General features: G+C 74.2%; 16 protein-coding genes. 13 read left to right on the plus strand and 3 right to left on the minus strand.

The features are described 5' to 3' along the window. Positions 1 to 17 precede the first annotated feature (17 nt). From hrpA to FXF60_RS05135, 3 genes are all read right to left on the minus strand, one after another. On the minus strand, positions 18 to 4052 hold the full coding sequence (gene hrpA / locus FXF60_RS05125; protein WP_151524187.1) for an ATP-dependent RNA helicase HrpA: 4035 nt from the start codon (positions 4050 to 4052) through the stop codon (positions 18 to 20). Positions 4053 to 4129: 77 nt separating this feature from the next. Continuing rightward, positions 4130 to 4564: a hypothetical protein gene (locus FXF60_RS05130; RefSeq protein WP_151524188.1), complete on the minus strand. Its 435-nt coding sequence runs from the start codon at positions 4562 to 4564 to the stop codon at positions 4130 to 4132. 155 nt (positions 4565 to 4719) lie between these two features. After that, positions 4720 to 5967 carry a DUF445 domain-containing protein gene (locus FXF60_RS05135; RefSeq protein ID WP_238335714.1) on the minus strand — a complete coding sequence of 416 codons (1248 nt, stop codon included), beginning with the start codon at positions 5965 to 5967 and terminating at the stop codon, positions 4720 to 4722. A gap of 92 nt (positions 5968 to 6059) precedes the next feature. On the opposite strand from FXF60_RS05135, the gene FXF60_RS05140 reads away from it, so the two are divergent. From FXF60_RS05140 to FXF60_RS05200, 13 genes are all read left to right on the plus strand, one after another. Then, complete coding sequence (locus tag FXF60_RS05140; protein ID WP_151524189.1) at positions 6060 to 6542, plus strand: SRPBCC family protein; 483 nt, start codon at positions 6060 to 6062, stop codon at positions 6540 to 6542. Between the two features lie 98 nt (positions 6543 to 6640). After that, the gene (locus FXF60_RS05145; protein WP_151524190.1) at positions 6641 to 7054 is read left to right on the plus strand and encodes a DUF1905 domain-containing protein; all 414 of its coding nucleotides are present in this window, start codon (positions 6641 to 6643) and stop codon (positions 7052 to 7054) included. Between the two features lie 160 nt (positions 7055 to 7214). Continuing rightward, the gene (locus FXF60_RS05150) at positions 7215 to 8459 is read left to right on the plus strand and encodes a toxic anion resistance protein (RefSeq protein WP_151524191.1); all 1245 of its coding nucleotides are present in this window, start codon (positions 7215 to 7217) and stop codon (positions 8457 to 8459) included. 1 nt (position 8460) lies between these two features. Beyond that, positions 8461 to 9084 (plus strand): hypothetical protein, encoded by a 624-nt coding sequence (locus tag FXF60_RS05155; RefSeq protein ID WP_238335715.1) that lies wholly within the window; start codon positions 8461 to 8463, stop codon positions 9082 to 9084. Next, positions 9081 to 10733, plus strand: coding sequence for an AAA family ATPase (locus FXF60_RS05160; protein ID WP_238335716.1), 1653 nt, complete (start codon positions 9081 to 9083; stop codon positions 10731 to 10733). Before FXF60_RS05155 ends, FXF60_RS05160 begins: the two co-directional genes overlap by 4 nt. Beyond that, positions 10730 to 11917: a hypothetical protein gene (locus FXF60_RS05165; protein ID WP_151524192.1), complete on the plus strand. Its 1188-nt coding sequence runs from the start codon at positions 10730 to 10732 to the stop codon at positions 11915 to 11917. The genes FXF60_RS05160 and FXF60_RS05165 overlap by 4 nt, the downstream gene beginning before the upstream one ends. Continuing rightward, entirely contained in the window at positions 11914 to 13089 is a 1176-nt protein-coding gene (locus tag FXF60_RS05170; protein ID WP_202879563.1) for a hypothetical protein, read from the plus strand. Before FXF60_RS05165 ends, FXF60_RS05170 begins: the two co-directional genes overlap by 4 nt. Next, entirely contained in the window at positions 13086 to 14561 is a 1476-nt protein-coding gene (locus tag FXF60_RS05175) for a hypothetical protein (RefSeq protein ID WP_151524194.1), read from the plus strand. Before FXF60_RS05170 ends, FXF60_RS05175 begins: the two co-directional genes overlap by 4 nt. Beyond that, complete coding sequence (locus tag FXF60_RS05180; RefSeq protein ID WP_151524195.1) at positions 14558 to 15679, plus strand: hypothetical protein; 1122 nt, start codon at positions 14558 to 14560, stop codon at positions 15677 to 15679. Before FXF60_RS05175 ends, FXF60_RS05180 begins: the two co-directional genes overlap by 4 nt. Beyond that, a complete protein-coding gene (locus FXF60_RS05185; RefSeq protein ID WP_151524196.1) occupies positions 15676 to 17958 on the plus strand; it encodes a serine/threonine-protein kinase in 2283 nt (760 codons plus the stop codon). Before FXF60_RS05180 ends, FXF60_RS05185 begins: the two co-directional genes overlap by 4 nt. After that, a complete protein-coding gene (locus FXF60_RS05190) occupies positions 17955 to 19199 on the plus strand; it encodes a PP2C family protein-serine/threonine phosphatase (protein ID WP_151524197.1) in 1245 nt (414 codons plus the stop codon). Before FXF60_RS05185 ends, FXF60_RS05190 begins: the two co-directional genes overlap by 4 nt. Next, entirely contained in the window at positions 19192 to 20478 is a 1287-nt protein-coding gene (locus FXF60_RS05195) for a VWA domain-containing protein (protein ID WP_151524198.1), read from the plus strand. Before FXF60_RS05190 ends, FXF60_RS05195 begins: the two co-directional genes overlap by 8 nt. Then, positions 20478 to 21605 (plus strand): FHA domain-containing protein, encoded by a 1128-nt coding sequence (locus tag FXF60_RS05200; protein WP_151524199.1) that lies wholly within the window; start codon positions 20478 to 20480, stop codon positions 21603 to 21605. Before FXF60_RS05195 ends, FXF60_RS05200 begins: the two co-directional genes overlap by 1 nt. Positions 21606 to 21624: the final 19 nt, after the last annotated feature.

Consider the following 21624-nt stretch of genomic DNA (forward strand, 5'->3'; position numbering starts at 1 on the left):
GCTGACGGCCCCTGACGCTAGCCCGCGGCCTCGGCGCGGTCCATGGCGACGTAGATCCGCTTGGCCGACACCGGCGCCGGCGTGCCGAGCCGCTGGGCGAAGAGCGAGACCCGCAACTCCTGCACCGAGAAGACGATGTCCCGCACGTCCGGGTCCTCCCGCCGGTGCGGCGGCAGCCCGTCGAGGAAGGAGGCGAGCTCTGCCTCCACCACGTGCACGTCCTCCATCCGCTGCCGGTCCCGGGGCAGGTCCTGCAGCCCCTTGTCCAACCGCTCGGCCATCGCGCGCAGCCAGACCACCATCCGCGGCAGACGTGCGTGACCCACCTCCGCGACGAAGCCCGGCCGCAGCAGGGTGTCCAGCTGACGGCGCAGGTCCAGCGCCATGTCGGCGGCGGCGGGCGCGTCCAGCCGCTGCAGCCGGAGCGAGACCTGGCGGGCGGTGTCGAGGATCGGCACGAGCGACTCCACGATCTCCAGCACGCGCGGCACGGTGAGCCGGCGCACCCCCGCGAGGGCAGCCTCGAACTGTGCCGGGTCGCGCACCGTCGCCCCCGGCTGGTCCAGCACGACCGAGTCCACCGCGGCGGCGAGCGCGTCCTCGAGCAGGGCCGGGACCGAGCCGTGCGGGTTGTGCCCCAGGGACAGCTTCTGCTCGTTGGACAGCAGCGCCAGCAGCCGTTTCCACGGCGGTGTGGTGCCGAGCAGCAGCAGCCGGCGCACCCCGCGACGGGTCTCCCGCTCGGCCTCCGACCGGGTCGCCATCACCCGCACGTCCACGGCGTCCCCGGTGTCGACCAGGGCCGGGAAGCCCTGCACCTCGCGGGGCCCGACCTGTCGGCTGAAGGTCTCCGGCAGCGGGTCGTAGCGCTCGCCCTCGGGCCACGCCGTCAGACCGCTGCGCTCGACCCCGGCCGCGGCCGCGGCCATCGTCGTGCGCACCTGACCGGCCAGCTGCTGCTGCAGGGCGGCCAGGTCCTTGCCCTCGCCCAGGACCTCGACCCGCCCCCGGCGCCCGTCCCGGCCCTTCCGGCCCGGCCGGACCGACCGCTCCACGCGGAAGGTCATGCGCAGGTGGTCCGGTACCCGCTCCCAGGCCATGTCCTGCGGATCCACCCGCGCCAGACCGCGGCCGGTGAGCTCCTCGGCGAGCGCCTCCCGCACGGGCAGCGCGCCGACCACGCCGGCCTCGCGCATACCCCGGAGCGCGGCGCGCGCGTGGTCCGGCGCCGGGACGAAGTTGCGACGCACGTCCTTGGGCAGCGCCTTGACCAGCGCGGTGACCAGCTCCTCGTGCATGCCCGGGACGAGCCAGTCGAAGCCGGTCTCGTCGACCTGGTTGAGCACCTCGACGGGCAGGTGTGCGGTGACGCCGTCGGCGTCGGCCCCCGGCTCGAACTGGTAGGTCAGCCCGAGGGTGAGCTCGCCCTGGGACCAGCGGGTGGGGAAGGCGACGCCGAGATCGCTGACGGCGTCGCCGGCCTCCCCGACCAGCAGGTCCTCGGTGAAGGTGAGCAGCTCCGGGTCGCGTCGACGCTCCTTCTTCCACCACGTGTCGAAGTGCGCGCCGGAGACCACCTCGGCCGGGATCCGGTCGGCGTAGAACTCGACCAGGGTCTCGTCGTCGACGAGGATGTCGCGGCGACGCGCCCGCTCCTCGAGCTGGCCGAGCTCGCGCAGCAGGCGGCGGTTGGCGTGGAAGAACTCGTGCCGGGTCTCCCAGTCCTCCTCCACCAGACCCTGACGGATGAACAGGTCACGGGCCGTCTCGGGGTCGATCCGCCCGAGCGGGACGGCGCGACCGGCGACCAGGGGTATGCCGTAGAGCGTCACCCGCTCGTCCGCGACCGCCGAGCCCGCCGAGCGGGACCAGCGCGGCTCGCTGTAGGAACGTCTGACCAGGTGGGTCGCGGCGCGCTCCACGGTCGCGGGGTCCACCACGGCGTTGGTGCGCGCCCACAGCCGGGTGGTCTCCACCAGCTCCGCGCTCATCACCCAGTCGGGGTTCTTGCGGTGCAGGACCGACCCGGGCTGGATGACGAACCGGGCGTTGCGGGCGCCGAGGTAGGCGCGGGCCTCGCGCTCCCACATGCCGACGTTCGACAGCAGGCCCGTGAGCAGCGAGGAGTGCACCTGGTCCGCGTTCGCGGGGTGCTGGTTGAGCTCCATCCCGAGCTGCTTGACCGCCCGGCGCAGCTGGGTGTGCAGGTCCTGCCACTCGCGGACCCGCAGGTAGTGCAGGAACTCCGCCTTGCACATCCGGCGGAAGGCGCTGCCGGAGCGCTGCTTCTGCTGCTGCTGGAGGTAGCGCCAGAGGTTGAGGACGACGAGGAAGTCGGAGTCCACCGTGTCGTCCTTGGCCGGGCCGGCGTCCTTCCCGCGCCGGCCCGCGGTCGGCCCGCCGACGCGGCGGAACCGCGCGTGCGCCTGGTCGGCCTGCTGCTGCCGGTCGGAGGGCCGCTCGCGCACGTCCTGGATGGACAGCGCCGCGACGACCACGAGCACCTCCTTCAGCGCGCCCTGGCGCTCGGCCTCGATGAGCATCCGGGCCAGCCGGGGGTCGACCGGGAGGGCGACGATGGCGCGGCCGTAGGCGGTGAGCCGCTGGCGCGGCAGGTGCGCCGGAGCGGTCGGGTCGATCGCCTGCAGCTCGGTGAGCAGCCGGACCCCGTCCGCGACCTGGCGGGAGTCGGGAGGCTCGAGGAAGCCGAACTTCTCGATCTCGCCCAGACCGAGGTTGGTCATCGACAGGATGACGCTGGCCAGGTTGGTGCGCAGGATCTCGGGGTCGGTGAACTCCGGTCGGGACTCGAGGTCCTCCTGGCTGTAGAGCCGGATCGCGATGCCGTCGGCGAGACGACCGCAGCGGCCCGCCCGCTGGTCCGCGGAGGCCTGGCTGATCGGCTCGATGGGGAGCCGCTGGACCTTGAGCCGCTGGCTGTAGCGGCTGATCCGCGCCGTGCCGGTGTCCACGACGTAGCGGATGCCGGGCACGGTGAGCGAGGTCTCGGCGACGTTGGTGGAGACGACGATGCGGCGGCCGGTATGCCGCGCGAAGACCCGGTGCTGCTCCGCGGCGGACAGCCGGCCGTAGAGCGGCAGCACCTCGGTCGCCGGGAGGTCGAGACCGGTGAGGGCGTCGCAGACGTCGCGGATCTCCCGCTCGCCGGAGCAGAAGACCAGGACGTCCTCGCCCCGGCCGTCGCGCCCGCTGGCCTCGGTCCACAGCTCCTCGACGGCCTCGACGACCCCCGTGACCTGGTCGATCTCGATCTGCTGCGGTTCACCGCCGGTGCCCTTGCGCGGCGGTGCCTCCCGGGTGAGCGGGCGGTAGCGGACCTCCACCGGGTAGGTGCGCCCGGAGACCTCGATGACCGGTGCCGGGCGGCCGTCGGCGTCGGCGAAGAACTCCGCGAACCGCTGCACGTCGATGGTCGCCGAGGTGATGACGACCTTGAGGTCCGGGCGGCGCGGCAGGAGCTGGCGCAGGTAGCCCAGGATGAAGTCGATGTTGAGGCTGCGCTCGTGCGCCTCGTCGATGATGAGCGTGTCGTAGCGTCGCAGGTCCCGGTCGCGCTGCAGCTCGGAGAGCAGGATGCCGTCGGTCATCACCTTGACCAGCGTGTCGGCCCGGGAGACGTCGGTGAACCGCACCTGGTAGCCGACCACGGTGCCCAGCTCGACGCCGAGCTCCTCGCTCACCCGCTCGGCGACCGACCGGGCGGCGATCCGGCGCGGCTGGGTGTGACCGATCATCCCCTCGACGCCGCGACCGAGCTCCAGGCAGATCTTCGGCAGCTGGGTCGTCTTGCCGGAGCCGGTCTCCCCCGCGACGACGACGACCTGGTGCTCGCGCACCGCGTCGAGCAGGTCGGCGCGGCGCTGGGTGACCGGCAGGTCGGGTGGGTAGTGCAGGGAGCCCGCAGCGGGCTGCGCTGCTGCGCGCGCCCTGGCCGCAGCGGCGGCGTCGGCGCCCCTCGGCGTCGGTGCCCGCCCCCTACCGCGCCCGCGACCTTTGCCGTCCTTGCGGTCGCGTCGATCTGGCCCGGGCACGCCCTCCACTCTAACGAGCGGGCGCCACCCGGTTTCCGCGCTCTGCCGGCTCCGGCGGCCGTCCTCGGCGACTCGGCTCAGGCGGCGCCGGTGCGCGGGACCAGACCCGCGGCGACCGGCAGGTGGGTGACGCCGGCGTGGGTGGCCAGGTAGGTGCCCCAGAGGCTCAGGCCCGCGTCCTGGCAGGCGTCCAGCGCATACTGGTGCAGGCTGCGGTCGGCGTCGGTGACGCCGCCGCGCGGACGTGCGAGCACCAGCACGAAGCCCGGGGTGTCGGGCAGGTCCTCGATGACGGGGATCATCCGGCCGACCACCTCCCGCGGGTCCTCCCGACCCACCTCGCCCACCACCACGGGTTGGGCCAGGCTGCCGCCGGGGCGGCACAGCAGGAAGCCGAGCGCACCGGCGCTGCGGTCCGCGTCGCTCACGACCAGGTCGACGACGTCGGCGGCCAGGGCCGGGTCGTCCAGGGATCGGGTGGGCCAGTCATCAGGAAGGTTCTCGAAGCTCATACCCGCCACCGTGCCCCAGCCGACCGAGGCGGCGCAGAAGTTGTCCACAGGCCCCCGCCCCCGACCCGGACCAACGTCGGGATAGCACAACCCTCATCGGCGAACTACCCGATGAAGGTTGTGCTATGCCGTGGTCACTCCCGGGTGGGGGGCGGTCAGAGCAGCTGCGAGACCAGGTGGATGGCCAGCCCCACGAGGGCGCCGACGATGGTGCCGTTCAGCCGGATGAACTGCAGGTCGCGGCCCACGTGCAGCTCGATCTTGTCCGACGCCTCGCGGGCGTCCCACCGCTGGATGGTCCCGGAGATGACCGAGGTCAGCTCGGGGCCGTAGCGCTGCACCAGCCCGACGACGGTGTCCGCGACCCAGGCGTCCAGCCGCGACTGCAGCCGGTCGTCCTCCACCAGCTGCCTGCCCAGCCCCGCCAGCCCCGTGCTCATCCGGGTCCGCAGCGCCCCCTGCGGGTCGTCCAGGGCGTCGAGCACCGACGTCCGCAGCGTCTCGCCCAGGGCCACCCCCGTGGCGCTGACCTGCGGGTGGTCCAGCACCCGCTCCTTCAACGCCTCGAAGCGCTCCCGCGTCCGGTCGTCCTGCTGCAGGTCCCGCCCCAGGTCGGACAGGTAGGCGTCCAGGGCGTGCCGCACGTTGTGCTCCGGGTCGTCCTTGACGTCGCGGGCCCAGCGCAGCACCTCGGTGTAGACCCGTCGCGTGACCTGGTCGTTGACCCACGTCGGTGCCCAGGCGGGCGCCCGGGAGCGCACCACGGACTCGACCTGGTCCTGGTGCAGGGCCAGCCAGGCGTGCAGCTCACGGGCGGCGAGGTCGACCAGGCCACGGTGCGAGCCGTCCTCGACGACCCGCTCCAGCAGGTGCCCGGCCACCGGGGACAGCGGCTCGCGGCGCACCCGCGGGATGACCACGTCGTCGACGAACACCCGGATCTCGTCCTCGTCCAGCCGCTCGACCGCCCGGCTCAGGAACGGCGCCGCCTCCGACACCACCCGCTCGGCGTGCTCCGGCTCGCGCAGCCACTCCCCCACCCGCTGCACCACCCGGGCGTCCAGCAGCTTGTCCCGCAGCACCTGCGGCGTGAGGAAGTTGTCGGTGACGAACTGCTCCAGGCTGGCGCCGAGGTCGTCCTTGCGCCGCGGCACCAGGGCTGTGTGCGGGATCGGCAGCCCCAACGGGTGGCGGAAGAGCGCGGTCACCGCGAACCAGTCGGCGATGGCCCCGACCATCCCGGCCTCGGCACCGGCGTTGACATACCCCCAGACCCCGTCGCGACCGTGCGTCAGCAGGTAGATCACCGCCATCAGGAGCAGCAGCCCGGTCGCCACCATCCGCATCCGACGCAGCCCGGCACGGCGCGAGGCGTCGTCCACGCGCGTCACGGTGGTCTCCACGAATCCTCCTGCGGGGTATGCCGTCGGCACGGCTCAGTGATCAACCGCCCTGCTCGACCACCCTATTCCGCCCGGGGTGGAGGATGTGGGTCATGTCCGAGGAAAGGCTCCACGCCGAACGCACCATCCCCGCCCCCGCTGACGCGGTGTTCGCCGTGCTCGCGGACCCCGGCCGGCACGCCGCCATCGACGGCACCGGCTGGGTGGAGCGGTCGCTGCAGGAGGAGCAGCTGCGCGAGCCCGGGCAGCTCTTCCGGGTGCGGATGTTCCACCCCGAGCACCCGGACGGGAACTACGACATCGTCAACGAGGTCCTCGACCTGGACGCCCCGCACGTCATCTCCTGGCGCCCCGGCTACGTCGGGTCCGACGGCGAGCTCGAGTTCGGCGGCTGGGTGTGGCGCTACGACCTGGAGCAGCTCGGGCCGGACCGCACGCGGGTGGTCCTCAGCTACGACTGGTCGGCGGTCGGTCCCGGGCCCCGGGGCTACCTCGACTTCCCGCCGTTCCCGCAGGACCACCTGCCCCGCTCGCTGGAGCACCTGGCCGGGCTCGTGGCCGACGCGGCCGGATGAGGCGTGGTCCGCTCGCGGACAGCAGCTGTCCGTCCCCGGCGCTAGCCTGACCGCCATGCACGAGCGCGACCTCGCGGTCCCGGAGCACGGGGCGCCGGATGGGTGACCCCACACCGTCCCGTCCCGCGTTCGAGTGGGACGACGACCTCCCGGCGGTCCGGCATACCCGCTCCTCCAGCGACCAGGACGGCGCGCCGGACGCCGACGACGGCGGCCCCGCACCCGACCTGCAGTTCACCGCCGAGGTGGTCGAGTGGCGCGGCCCGGCGCCGTTCCACTTCCTCGTGGTGCCCGAGGAGGAGTGCGCCTGGCTCACCGAGGTGATGCGCGAGGTGACCTACGGCTGGGGGATGGTGCCGGTGACCGGGCGCGTGGGAGAGACCGACTTCAGCACGTCCCTGTGGCCCCGCCAGGGCTCCTTCTACGTCCCGCTCAAGGACGCCGTCCGGCGGGCGGAGGGGATCGAGCTCGGCGACCCGGTGACCGTCTCGCTCACCATCCGCTCCGGCTGAGACACGCGGCCGCCGCGCCGGGGCCGGTGACAGATGCCACCCCGGGAGGTAGCCCCCGTGTGCCAAGGTGGAACGCACGACACAATAGGCACGTCACAGCGTGTGCCTCGCGTCCTGATGGGGGGCGCGCGCACGACGCCAGGCCACCCGAGGAGAGACGATGACCGACCAGCCACAGCCGCTCGCCGCGCCCGAACCGCAGGGTGAGTCGTTGACGCTGACCGCACCCGCCCCGTCCGAGCCGGTCGAGCAGACGGCGGCGCCGAGGATGGCGCCCCAGGTCGATCCCGAGGCGATGCCGGCCCTGGACGCCAAGGTGGAGACCTACCTGGCCGGGCTCACCCAGACCGAGACCAAGTCTCCCGAGTTCGCCCAGCGGGCCGCCGACGTGCGCACCATGGGTGACGCGGACATCCGGGCCGCGGCCGAGACCTCCAACCGGCTGCTCAAGTCGCCCGTCCGGGCCATCCAGAGCGGCGGCGTGTCCAAGGAGTCCAAGGTCGCCCAGACGCTCACCGAGCTGCGGCACACGGTGGAGGACCTGGACCCGGCGCAGGCCACCGGGGTGAAGAAGTGGTTCGAGCGGCTGCCCTTCTCGGACCGGCTGACGAAGTACTTCCAGAAGTACGAGTCGGCGGAGAAGCACCTCGACGCGATCCTGCACTCGCTGCGCAGCGGCCAGGACGAGCTGGCCAAGGACAACGCCGCGCTCAACCTGGAGAAGCAGCAGCTGTGGGAGTCGATGGGGCGGCTGAACCAGTACGTCTACATCGCCGAGCAGCTGGACGCCAAGGTGGCCGCCACCATCGCCGAGCTGGACAGCAGCGACCCCGAGCGGGCCAAGGCGATGCGCGAGGACGTGCTGTTCTACGTCCGGCAGAAGCACCAGGACCTGCTCACCCAGCTCGCCGTGTCGATCCAGAACTACCTGGCGATCGACATCGTCATGAAGAACAACATCGAGCTGATCAAGGGGGTCGACCGTGCCTCCACGACGACGGTCTCCGCGCTGCGCACGGCGGTGCTCGTCGCCCAGGCGCTGAACAACCAGAAGCTGGTGCTGGACCAGATCACCGCGCTCAACCAGACCACCTCGCAGATGATCCAGAGCACCAGCGAGCTGCTCCGGGACAACTCGGTGGCGATCCAGGAGCAGGCAGCCTCGTCCACGCTCGGGCTGGACCAGCTGCAGGCCGCGTTCACCAACATCTACGCCACCATGGACGCCATCGACGAGTTCCGCGTCCAGGCGCTCGACGGCATGTCACAGACCATCGGGGTCCTCGAGGGAGAGGTGGTCAAGTCGCGCGAGTACCTCGACCGGGCCAAGCGCACCGACGTCCGCCTGGCCTCCGGCCAGCTGGACATCGAGGGCTCGGGCGGCTCCCCCACCCGCCGGGGCTGACGTGGGGTTCTCCGACCTGCTGGACCGGATGCTCGGCCGACCGGCCGCCTCCGACGACCGGTTGACCCTGCCCGCCCCGCCCACCGCGCAGGACGTGCAGCAGGCGCTGGAGTCGACCGAGCAGATGCTGGGCTCCGCCGCGCTGCCCTCCGTGGTGGTCGCCCGCGGCGGCCGCATCATCGCCACGGTCCGGGACACCCTGCCGCGGCTGGAGAAGCTCAGCGGGAGCGACCTCGGTTACACCGTCGTCGCCACCGCCACCGACTACCTGCCCGAGGCGATCGGGGCATACCAGCGACTCCCCCGTCGGTATGCCGACACGCGCCCGGTCGACGGGGCCAAGACCTCGCTCATGGTGCTGGTGGACCAGCTCGACCTGCTGGGGCTGACGATGGACAAGGTGTTCGACGCGGTCTACCGCCAGGACGCGCGCGAGCTCGTCGCGCAGGGGCGGTTCATCGCGGAGAAGTTCGGCTCCTCCGGGGCGGGAGGGTCGCTGCGGATCACCGAGGACGAGGACGCGCCGCTCCCCGACCAGCCCCCGGCGGACCCGGCCGAGGACGCCGGGTCGGCGGACGCGGCCGGCGTCAACCCGCTGGCACCACCCAGGGGGGTGCTGGGATGACGCAGCTGACGGACGCCGTCGACCTGCTGGCGCGGGTGGGGCGCGAGGCCGGGCTGGACGAGCAGACGGTCCGGGTGGAGGGGCAGCACCTCGCGGCCGCGGTGCTGGAGCAGCCGGGGCCGGGCGAGGCGCACTCCCTCTGGGCGGGTGCCTTCGACCGTCCGGCCAGCGACTTCTTCGGCGCGGTCCCCAAGGGCCGGCGGTATGCCTCGATCCCGACCCCGATGCTGTCGACGCTCATCGCGGAGCGGAGTGCGCGGGCGGCGGGGTATGCCCAGGCGCTCGCCGACGTCGCGACGGCCGCCTGCGCGATGCCCGGGGCCGGACAGCTCAGCGTGGGCAAGGCCACCTCCGTGGCCCGTGCACAGCTGGCCGCGGCTGGTGTCGCAGCGAGCCACGGCGGCGAGGCTCCGACCGCCGGTCTCACGCCCCCCGACGCCGGCCCGCTGACCCCGGCGAGCCCGGCGAGCCCGGCGACGGATCCTGCCTCGGCGTCGGCGCTGTCGGCCGACCTGCTGCGCCGGGCCCAGGAGCAGGGTGCGCGGGTGCGGGACATGCTCACGTCGCTGTCGGCGGGCAGCCAGACCTACCAGCCGAGCCCGACCCTGCCACCACCTCCGGAGGCCGGCGACCTGGGGGCCGCCGCGCCCCCACCCTCGCCTGCAGCGGGAGGAGAGCAACCTCCCGCGGCACCCGGTGCCGAGAGCGCCGCGACGCCGGGGGTCGAGGACGAGCCGGAGCCCGAGCCCGAGCCGGAGCGCTCGCTCGAGGAGCTGCTCGCCGAGCTGGACGAGCTCATCGGGCTGGAGCGGGTCAAGGCTGAGATCCACCGGCAGGTCGCCGTGCTGAAGATGGACGCGCGACGGCAGGAGGCCGGTCTCAAGGTGGCGACGCTCACCCGGCACCTGGTCTTCGTCGGCAACCCGGGCACCGGGAAGACGACGGTGGCCCGCTTGGTGGGAGGGATCTATCGCGCGCTCGGGCTGCTGAGCAAGGGCCAGCTCGTCGAGGTGGACCGCAGCGAGCTGGTCGCCGGCTACCTCGGGCAGACCGCCGCCAAGACGGCCGAGGTGGTGGGCAGCGCGCACGGAGGCGTCATCTTCATCGACGAGGCCTACAGCCTCGGCGGGGACCAGTACGGCAAGGAGGCCATCGACACCCTCGTCAAGGAGATGGAGGACCACCGGGACGACCTGGTGGTCATCGTGGCCGGCTACCCCGACCCGATGGCGGAGTTCATCGCCACCAACCCGGGCCTGGAGAGCAGGTTCCGCACCATCATCGAGTTCGAGGACTACACCGACGAGGAGCTGGTCGCCATCCAGCAGCACCTCGCCGGCCAGATGGACTACGACGTGGCCCCCGAGGCGACCGAGCGCTTCGGCGAGATCCTGGCGGCGACCCCGCGCGGACCCAGCTTCGGCAACGGCCGGTTCGCCCGCAACCTGCTGGAGGCCGCGATCGGACGTCACGCCTGGCGGCTGCGGGACACCACGGAGGTCGACCTGCACGAGTTGCGCACGCTGCAGCGGGAGGACTTCGAGGACCGGGACGCGGTGGACCTGTCCGTGCCCCCGGCCGAGGACGAGCCCGCCGACCACGAGGCGGAGGCACCCGAGGACGGCGACCAGCCGCAGGAGCCGGCGTGAGCACGCCGGCGCCGACGTCGGCGTCCGCCGCTGCCACGCCACAGACGGCCGGGACGGGCCAGCCCTCCACGTCTCCTGCGCCCGCGCCCGCCGCGGCGACCCCGCCCCAGGTGCGCGGCGCGAGGGCGGCAGACAGCGTCTCGACCACCCCGCGCCTGCTCCGGCTGGCGCGGGGCGCAGCCGCGGCGGCCGCCCTCCTCACCGGCGTGGTGGCCACCGGCACCTTCTCGACCGACGGGGTCAACTCCACCCCGAACGTCATCGCGGACCAGTGGGCCGCCGCCGAGCAGGCGGGCGTGGACATCGCGCACGCCGACCTGCTGGCCGCCGAGCGCGTCACCGCGGAGAACCCTGCCGACGCCCAGGCGCTCGAGGCCTACGACGAGGTGCTGCTCGCGGTGGGCTCGGACCTGAGCCGGATGGCGGACAGCTTCGGGCAGGCGGCGGCCGACTGGAGCTCCTTCGTCACCGGTGTAGAGCGCGCGAGTGCGAGCGGGTCGCCGGTCCAGGGGTATGCCGAGGCCTCCGGCGCCGCGCGCGAGGCGACCGCCCGGGTGGACGAGGTCGCCGACCAGCACGCGCAGGACCTGCTCACCGGCTCGCGGTCCGTCCTGACGACGGTGGTCGGGACGCTCGGCGTGCTCGTGCTGCTCGGGCTGATGATCTGGCTGGCGCTGCGGACCCGACGCATCCTCAACGTGCCGCTGGCGCTGGCCACCGTGATCACCGGCGGTCTGACCTGGCTGTCGGTCAACCCCTCGGCCCTGCCCCTCGACTACGACGTGCACGTCGAGCAGACCCAGGCCACCACGACGGCGTTGCAGCAGGTCTACCAGGCGCGCCAGGCGCAGGTCGCCGCTGCGGCCGGGATCGACACCGACTGGGAGACCCAGGCGGAGCAGACGTCCGTCGCGATCGGTGACCTGGACGACTCCGGTGTCGAGGAGGACTGGGAGCAGGTCCGCGCCGCAGGGGTGCAGGAGGGAGCGGTCCAGGACTCCGCGGAGGCCTACGACCGGGTGGCCGAGAACCTGTCCGGCCTCGTCGCCGACGACCTGTCGATGGTCGACCCCGACGTCAGCAACCCCGCCGTGCTGACTGCCGCAGGGGCGCTGCTGCTCGGTCTGCTCGGGGCCGCGCTGGCGTGGGCCGGTGTCACGCAACGGCTGCGGGACTACCGATGAACGCCCGGGGTCGCGGGCCGACCCGACCCCCGATGCCGATCCTGGGCGAGGACCGCCCGGACGTGGAGGACACCACCGCCCGGGAGCTGCAGCGCCGGCAGCAGGCGGCCGAGGAGGAGCTGGCCGCTCGTCAGGCCGAGGCGGACCGGCAGCTCCGCACCCGGCAGGCCGCCCTGGACCGGGCCGAGCGTCGGCTGGTCGAGCGGCACGGACGGTCCTCGGTCGAGCGCGAGCTGGACCTGGCACAGCAGGAGCGGCACTCCGGCATCCGCGGCTCCGTGGTGGCGCTGTGGGCCTGGGGCGCCGGTCTGGCCCTGCTCGTCCTCGGCGTCGTCATCAGCGGGCCGGACCGTGGTCCTGCCGACCTGGAGGAGATCGCCACCACCGACCGGGCACGCGTCGCCTGGCTCGGCGTCGCGGTCGCGGCGGACGAGGCGTGGGCGCTGACCGCCACCGGGGAGGACGTCGTCGCCGGCAGCGGCGCGCCGGGCGACACGACCTCCCTCGCGGAGCAGGCGAGCGCCCTCCGCGGGGGGTACGAACCGCTGCAGCAGGTCTCCGAGGCGACCTTCGACGGGCGCACCGCGCCGCCGGCCTCGGCCGCCGCGGGCGAGTCCTGGGACGAGGTGCACACGACCGCCCTCGGGGTGGTGCCGCAGGACGCCGTCGCGGACCTCTACGACGCCCGCGGGGGTCCGGACGCGGTGGCCCTCGGTGCTCTCGCGCTCGGCGGGGCGGGGCTCGGGGTGGCGCTGGTCGTCGCCCTGCGTCGTCGCGCGGGCTGGCAGGCGGTCGCCGCGGGCGGGGCCGTGGTCCTCGCCGTCCTCACCGTCGTGCAGGTGGCGACCCAGGCCCCGGCGCGCTACGCCGACGCCGCGGGGCACCAGGCCGCGCAGCTGGCGCTCACCGGGCTCGTGACCGGGCTGCACGACGAGGTGTCCACCCTGCTGGACGGTCCCGGGGCGAGCCCGTCGACCGCGGTCGAGAGGACGGGCGAGGGCCGGCAGCGGTTCGACGAGGCCGCGGCCCGGGTCGCCGACGAACGTGACGGTATGCTGACCGCGCTCGACGAGGCGGGAGGGGCGACCGCCCCCGTCGCGGCCACCGGGCTCGGCGCCGCCGCTCTCGGCGGGGTCGCGTTCGCGCTCCCGGGCCGGAGGAAGGACCGATGAACCCCACGCCCGACGACCGCCGGCGCGACGCCACCGACGAGGACCAGCCGATGCTGCTGCTCGGCGAGGACCGCCCCGACGTCGAGGACACCACGCTCGAGGAGCTGCGGGAGCAGGAGGCCGAGCTGGAGCGCCGCCGGCAGGAGTTCGCCGAGCAGGCCGAGCGCGACCGCGAGCGTGCCCAGGAGCAGCTCGCCGACGACCGGCAGGCCGCGGAGAAGGCCCTGGCCGCGCGGCAACGGGCGATCGACGAGGCGGAGCGCCGGTTGGTGCGCACCGAGCGACGGCTGCGCAAGCAGGCCCAGCGGGTGGGCCAGGGCGACAGCGTCCCCCGGGTGTCCACCTACCTCCCCGAGCAGCCCGGGCGTGGCAGGAGCTCGCTCCTGCGTGGATCGGAGCGGTCGCCCGGAAAACTGGATGGGATGCCGCTACCGGTGCTCCTGCTGGTCGCGGCCGCCGTCGTCCTGGGGATCGGCACCGTCCAAACCTCGGCGCGGGCCGACCAGGGGCAGGTCGCCACCTTCGAGCAGCTCGACGCGGTGCGCGTCGAGCTGCGGGAGGCCACCGGGTTGCTGGACACCGAGATGGTCCTCCAGGCCACCGGCGACCCCGAGCAGGTGGACGCCGAGGGCGACCTGCCCAGCGTCGCTCTCGCGAGGCAGGCCCTCCAGGGGGTGGACTCGGTCCCCTCCTACTACGCGGAGGACATCGGGCAGCTGAGCGCGACGTTGTCGTCGACGGAGGGCAGTGAGGTCCGCGCGGCGACGACCTGGCGCGACGGCCGGGACGCCATCGGCTACTCCGTCGCCGGCTACGACGTGGACGAGTCCCGGGAGGCGATCCTGCCCGGGTCGACCTGGGGCAGCGTGCTGCTCGTCGGTGGCGCCGCCCTGCTGCTGCTCACCCTCGTGCTGCTGCTCCGCCAGGGGTCACGGCTGGCGGCCGCCTGCACCGGGCTGGCCCTGGTCGGGGCCATCGTCCTCGTCGCGCAGGACCCCGTCCACGACGATGCCGGCGAGCTGGGCGAGGCCCACGAGGAGGCGGCCGACCGGGCCGACGACGTGCTCGACCTGGTCGGCGACGACATCGAGGTCGTGCTCGGTCTGGACTCGCTCGAGCCCTACGAGCAGGAGGGCGAGTACTCCTACTGGGCCCGCCACTACCGGCTCGAAGGACTCGGGCAGGAGGACGGGGAGTGGTCCCGGGCGCGGGCCGACCTCGGCCGGACGCTGTCCCTCGACCCCGCACCGGAGGAGCTGCGCACCGCCTCCCTCGCCGTGCTGACCGAGGCGGACGCCGTGCGGCAGGGCATCGAGACCGAGGTCGTCGAGGCCCGGCGGTCCGTCGTGGAGGTGTCCACCCGGGCGCCGTCGCCGGCCCTGGTGTGGCCCACCCTCGTCCTGGTGGTGCTGCTGCCCTGGGCCGGGCTCGGTCTGGAGTCGTGGCGACGGCGCCGGAGGGAGGCCCGATGACCGGCGGCTACACCCACGCCCCCGTCGCGCCGGGGTCGCTCGGCGCCGACGTCCCCGACACCGAGCTGCTCGCCTACCTCGACGCGATGTTGCGGTGGAAGGACCAGCGCCGCACCGAGCTCGCCGCGCTGGACCAGGCGGCCCTGGAGGTGGAGGAGCCGGCCGAGCGCGCCTCCCTGACCCCGGACGTCACCCTGTCGATGACGTTGTGGCAGGCGGTCGCCGATCGGCTCGCGCTGATCCAGGCCACCTGGGACAGCGGCCGCGTCGGCGAGCAGGAGCGACGCCGGATCACCACGCTGGTCTGGGGCACGCTGGAGCAGCCCGGGACCCGGGGCACCCAGGCGCTGGCGGTCTCGCTCCCCGAGGCGTGCCGGCTCTCGGACTCGCTGGCGTCGTCGCTGCGCTCCCGGCTGCGGCTCGACGGGGCCGACCCCGACCTCACCGGCCGGCTGCGCGCGCTCCGGCAGCAGGTCGAGCGGATCGCGGACCAGGTCGCGCTCATCCCCGGATCGAGGCGCTCCTCCGCCGAGGTGGCGCACGCCGAGCTCGACCAGCGGCTCACCGACGTGACCGACCGGGCGGCCCGCGGCGCCGACGTCGGCGGGCTGCTGGCACCGCTGGAGTCCCGCGCGGCGACGGTCGAGCGAGACCTCATCGTGGCCGCCTCGGCCCGCGCGCACGCCAAGGCCGACCACGCCCAGGCGACCCGGGAGGTCGCCGAGCTGACCGCCAGGGGGCAGGCCGTGCTGTCCCTGGCGCACCGCGCCCGGTCCACGGTCGCCCCGGCGCCCCGGCTCGGCGTCCCCGACGTCTCCGCGCTCGGGGACGTGCCCACCGGCCTCGGCGAGCTCACGGCATACCGGGGGCGGCTCGCCCGGGTGGAGCGCGCCCTGGGCGTCGCGCAGTCGGAGTATGCCGCTGCCCTCGCCCGCCTGGACGAGCTCACCGAGCGCGCGCACCGGGTGCGCGAGGCGCTGGCGGACGAGACGGCGATGCTGGCCCTCGCCGAGCAGACCGACACCTTGCTGCAGACCCGGCCGACCGACCTGACCCGACTGGAGGCGCTGGTGCAGGCACAGGAGAGCTTCGTCAAGGCGTTGGGGGTGCGGCCGTGAGCGGCGCGCCCTGTCAGGAGCCGGGCTGCACCGGGTCCTACGAGGACGGCTGGTGCAACGTCTGCGGCTCGCCCGAGCCCAGCCAGGCCCCCATCGAGGCGACCCCCGTCGGCCTGCCTCCCGAGCCGTCGCAGGGCGAGGCCGCCGGTGGTGCCCGCTCCGGGGGCGCGGCGGGGGGTGCCGACCCGGCCGCGGGCTCCGGGCACGTGGTGGCGACACCGGCACCGGGCCAGACCCGGCAGGCCGTCCGGGCGGCCCGGGTCCGTCGGCAGCGGGCCGGCATGGCCGGCCGCCGCTCCCGGTTGGGGCTCGGGCTCACGACGGTCCCCGACGTGCCCGAGGGCGACCCGACCGAGAAGCTCATGGTCGACCCGCGGGTGCCGGAGGACCGGCGCACCTGCCCGGCCTGCGGCGCCGACGTCGGCCGTGCCGCCGGGGAGGCCGAGGGGCGGCAGCAGGGGTTCTGCCCGCAGTGCCGCGCCCCCTACTCCTTCACCCCCAAGCTCGAGCCGGGTGAGCTGGTGGCGGGGCAGTACGAGAACGTCGGCGCGCTCGCGCACGGCGGGATGGGCTGGATCTACCTGGGCCGGGACAAGAACGTCTCGGACCGGTTCGTCGTGCTCAAGGGGCTGCTCAACACCGGCGACGACGACGCGCTGGACGCCGCGGTCGCCGAGCAGCAGTTCCTCGCCCAGGTCAAGCACCCCCTCATCGTCGAGATCTACAACACGGTGCAGCACGAGGGCGACGCCTACACGGTCATGGAGCACGTGGGCGGACGCTCGCTCAAGCAGCTGCTGCAGGACCGGATGCGCGAGGCGGGGCGCTACGCCCCGTTCCCCGTCGACCAGGCCCTGGCCTACGTGATCGAGGCCCTCCCGGCCTTCACCCACCTGCACGACCTCGGGCTGCTCTACTGCGACTTCAAGCCGGACAACCTCATCCACGAGGGGGACGGCATCAAGCTGATCGACCTCGGCGGGGTGCGCCGCCAGGACGACCTCGAGTCGCCGATCTACGGGACCGTGGGCTACCAGGCACCCGAGGTGGCCGAGGTCGGGCCCTCGGTCGCGTCCGACATCTACACCATCGGTCGCACCCTGTGCGTCCTCACCTTCGAGTTCCGCGGCTACCAGACCGAGTACCAGCACTCGTTCCCCCCGATGTCCCGGGTCCCCGCCTTCACCGAGCACGACGCCTTCTACCGCGTCGTGGCCCGCTGCTGCGCCCCCGACCCGAACGACCGGTTCACCTCGGTCGAGGAGCTGCGCAGCCAGCTCGTCGGTGTGCTGCGCCAGGTGGTCGCGGCGTCCGGCGCGGAGCGCGCCGCCACCCTCTCCGCGCACAGCCCCGCCTTCGAGCCGCCCGTCACCACCGGGGAGACCCTGTCCTGGTGGGAGCTGCCCGAGCTGAAGCGGGACGAGCAGGACCCGATGCTCGACTGGATCTCGAGCCAGTCCGGCAACGACCCGAGCGCCACCTTCGAGGCGCTGCGCGCCGCGCCGGAGCAGACCCCCGAGGTCTTCCTCGCCCGGGCGAGGGCGGGCATCCGGATGGGCCAGCAGGCCTGGGTGGACGAGGCCGTGCGGGGGTTGCTGGGCGAGGACCCGTGGGACTGGCGGGGCTCGTGGCTGCGCGGTCTCTGGGCGATCTCGCAGGCCGAGGGCGAGCACGCCGAGCAGCGGGCGCAGGAGGCGGGAGGCCACTTCGCCGCGGTCCGCGACGCCCTGCCCGGCGAGATCGCGCCCCGGATGGCGCTGGCGCTGGCCACCGAGCTCGCCGGCTACGGCAAGGCGGCCGAGCTGGACTACCTGCGCGCCTGGCGCACCGATGCCGCGTATGTCGCTCCGGCCGCCTTCGGGCTGCACCGGCTGCGGCTGCAGCGCGACGACGTGGAGGGGGCGATCAACGCCCTGGACTCGGTCCCGCCGAGCAGCCGGGCCCACCCTCGGGCCCGCTGGCTGCGCGCCGAGCTGCTCCGTCGCCGCGGGAGCCTCGCCGACCTGCGGGAGTCGATGCACTCGGTGAGCCGGCTGACCCTCGACCCCCGTCAGCGTGCCCAGTTCAACGCCGTGCTCTACGAGCAGGCGCTGGCGCAGATCACCCAGCACGGCCCCAAGCCCGACTGGCGGGTGGGTGAGGTGCCGCTCACCCGCGACGCCCTGCAGCGCGCGCTGGAGCAGGAGTACCGCGTGCTCGCCGACTACACCCCCGACCCGCAGGAGCGGGCCGGGCTCATCGACCGCGCCAACGCGGTCCGCCCCTGGAGCTGGACATGACGCAGCAGACCCCCGACCCGGTGGACGCCGCACCGCACGGCGAGCCTGATCGCAGCGCCCTCCCGGACGACCCGACCGCGCGCATACCGGCACCCGGGACGGCGGCCGCACCCCACGCCGAGGAGACGGCCGAGGGCACCGAGGCCGCCCCGCAGGCCACGGCCACCGATCCGGAGCAGGCGGCCGACGAGGCCGAGCCGGCACCCGACGCGGCCGAGCCGGCACCGGACGAGGCCGGGGCGGACCCGGACGAGACCGAGGCCGACCCGGAGCCGTTCAGCGAGGGGCCGCCCCCGCTGCCCGAGCCGATGCTCGTCCTCGACGGCGACCTCCCACCGACCCGCCCGCAGCAGCAGGAGGCGGTCGACCACGGCAGCTGCGAGTCCTGCGGCGGCCCCTACGACGAGGACGGCTGGTGCACCCGGTGCGGCGAGCGCCGGCCCAACCCGCGGCACCACGTGAGCCAGTCCCCCTCGGCCGCGGTGGCCGGGGTCTGCGACCGCGGTCGGCGGCACCGCGACAACGAGGACGCGATGGCGTTGTGGGCCGACAACGGACAGCCAGGGCGGGTCGTGCTGGTCGTCTGCGACGGCGTGTCCAGCGCACCCCGGTCGGCGGAGGCCAGCGAGGCCGCGGCGAACGCCGCCGTCGCGGCGCTGACCGGTGAGGGTCCGCCTCAGGACCGGCACGTCGCCGGGGCGGCGGCGGCCGCGGCGGCGGTCGAGGAGGTGGCGGCGCAGGTCGCCGGCTCGGCGCCCTCCTGCACCTATGTGTCGGCCATCGTGCAGGACGGACGGGTGACCGTGGGCTCGATCGGCGACAGCCGGGCCTACTGGCTGCCGGACGCGGGCGACCCGGCGCGGCTGAGCACCGACGACTCGATGGCCGAGGAGCAGGTCCGGGCCGGCATCGACCGGGCCGAGGCCGAGGCGGGTCCGCTGGGTCACACGATCACGCGGTGGCTCGGCCCCGATGCTCCCGACGTGCGGCCGGAGATCACCGAGCAGGACGTGTCGGAGCCCGGCTGGCTGCTGGTCTGCAGCGACGGGCTGTGGAACTACGCCTCGGAGCCAACCGACCTCGCAGCCGTGGTCGCGGCCACCGCGCGACAGGTGGGCGCCGACCCGCTGCCGCTGGCGCAGGGGCTGGTCGACTGGGCGAACGGCCGGGGCGGTGCGGACAACATCACGGTCGCCCTCGCCCGCTGCGGGGACACGAGGCAGGATGGTGGGCATGGCTGAGTTCTCCTCGACCGTCCACCAGAACGAGTTCCTGCCCGACGGCGGCACCGACGTGCACGCCATCGTGTCGGTCACCTGCTCCGACGCGGGGACGGTGGCGCCGATGAGCAGCTCGGGCGGCGAGGCCGGCGAGGTCATCATCGTCGACGTCTCGGGGTCCATGGACGTGCAGGGCGTGCAGGCTGCGGCGTATGCCGCGTCCGCGGCGCTGGACCAGATCGTGGACGGCGTGTGGTTCGCGATCGTGGCCGGCAACCACGAGGCGGCGCTGTGCTACCCGACCGGCAACGCGGCGGCGATGGCGCGGATGTCGGCGCAGACGCGGTTGGAGGCCAAGCGGTCGCTCCAGCGCCTGGTGCCGGGTGGTGGGACGGCGATGGGCCGGTGGCTGCTCGCGGCCGGTCAGCTCTTCGGGACGGTGCCCTCGCTGTCGAAGCGGCACGCGATCCTGCTCACCGACGGGGCCAACCAGCACGAGACGCCGCAGGAGCTGACCTGGGCGCTGGAGCAGGTGCGCGGGCGGTTCCAGGCGGACTGTCGCGGACTGGGTGCCGCCTGGCAGGTGGCGGAGGTGCGCCGGATCGCCGAGGCGCTGCTGGGCAGCGTGGACCTCATCCGCACGTGGGACGGGCTCAGCGACGACTTCGCCGCGCTGATGAGCTCCTCCATGAGCAAGGGGATCAGCGACGCGCAGCTGCGGGTGTGGGCGCCGCAGGGTGCCGAGGTGCTCTTCGTCAAGCAGGTCAGCCCGACGCTCGAGGACCTCTCCGGGCGACGGATCGAGGTGAATGCCCTCACCGGCGGCTACGACACCGGCGCCTGGGGCGACGAGAGCCGCGACTACCACGTCGCGGTCCGGCTGGCCCCCAAGGGGATCGGCCAGGAGCAGCTGGCCTCGCGGGTGCAGCTCGTGGTCGGCGAGGAGGTGCAGACCCAGGGGCTGGTCAAGGCCGCCTGGTCCGCCGACGACGTGCTCACCGCGCAGATCAGCCCGGAGGTCGCGCACTACACCGGGCAGACCGAGCTGGCCTCCGCCATCCAGGAGGGGCTGCGGGCCAAGGCGATGGGTGACGACGTGACGGCCACCTCCCGGCTCGGCCGGGCGGTGCAGCTGGCCCAGAGCACCGGCGACGAGGCCGCCACGTCGCGGCTGGCCCGGGTGGTCGACATCGACGACGCCGCCACCGGCCGGGTGCGGCTGCGCAGCGACGTGGACCGGCTGGACGAGATGGAGCTGGACACCGCGTCGACGAAGACGACCCGGGTCCGGCCCAGCTGATGGTCCGCTGCCCCGAGGGTCACGAGAGCGAGGCCACCGACTACTGCGACACCTGTGGCTCGCCCATCGACGCCGGCTCCGACCTCGCGGCCCCGGCCTCGGCGGGTGCCGGGGGCGCTGCCGCCGGTGACGGAGCCGCCGGGTCGGTGCTCGACCTCGGCGAGCCGGTCGGGCCTCCGCCGCAGACGTGTCCGCACTGCGGCGCCCTGAACGTCGCCGACGCCCTCTTCTGCGAGTCCTGCGGCTACGACTTCACCACGGGTGCGGCGCCGATGGGCGACCCGGCTCCGGACGAGCCGACCCCGGACGAGGAGGCAGGCCAGGAGACCGAACCCGAGCCCGCCACCGCACCGGAACCGGAGGCCGGGGACGCACCGGGTCCGCAGCCGGAGACCGGACCCGAGCCCGCACCGGAGACCGAGGGCACGCCGGACACCCCGCCCGAGCCCGACACCGAGGTCGATCCGGACCCTGCGGCCGAGCCTGAGTCCCCGTCCGAGCCCGAGCCCCAGGTCGAGGCGGAGACCCCGCCCCAGCCGGACGTGGAGCCGGAGCCTGATCCCGAGCCGCAGCCCGAGGTCGAGCCAGACGCCGAGCCGGCACAGGAGACCGAGCCGGAGCCCGAGGTGGACCCGGACCCCGAGCCCGACGACGCCGGCGCGGTGGCCGCCCACGCCAGGCCACGGCATACCCCGCCCTCGCGCGACCTCGCCGACACCTGGGTGGTGGAGGCCTGGGTCGACCCGGACTGGTATGCCGTGCAGCAGACCGCGGAGGCGTGCCCGAGCGCGGGGGTGCCGGACGTCGTCGTGGTCCGCCGCTCGGTGGTGCTCATCGGTCGACCCTCCGGCAGCCTCGGCGTGCGGCCCGAGGTCGACGCGGGGGCCGACAGCGCGGTCTCGCGACGGCACGCCCAGCTCACCAGCGACGGACGGCGCTGGTGGATCGAGGACCTCGACAGCAGCAACGGCACCTATGTCGGCACGGTCGGCGAGCCGCTGCCCACCACGCCGCTCACCCCCGGGCAGCGGGTGGAGATCGACCGGGACGACCGGATCTACGTGGGGGCGTGGACCCGGCTGGTGCTGCGGCAGGCCACCGAGTCCGAGCGCGAGGGGCTGGGGTGAGCCGGCCGTGACGGCGTGC

This window comes from Serinicoccus kebangsaanensis, from assembly GCF_008919445.1.
GTDB lineage: Bacteria > Actinomycetota > Actinomycetes > Actinomycetales > Dermatophilaceae > Ornithinicoccus > Ornithinicoccus kebangsaanensis.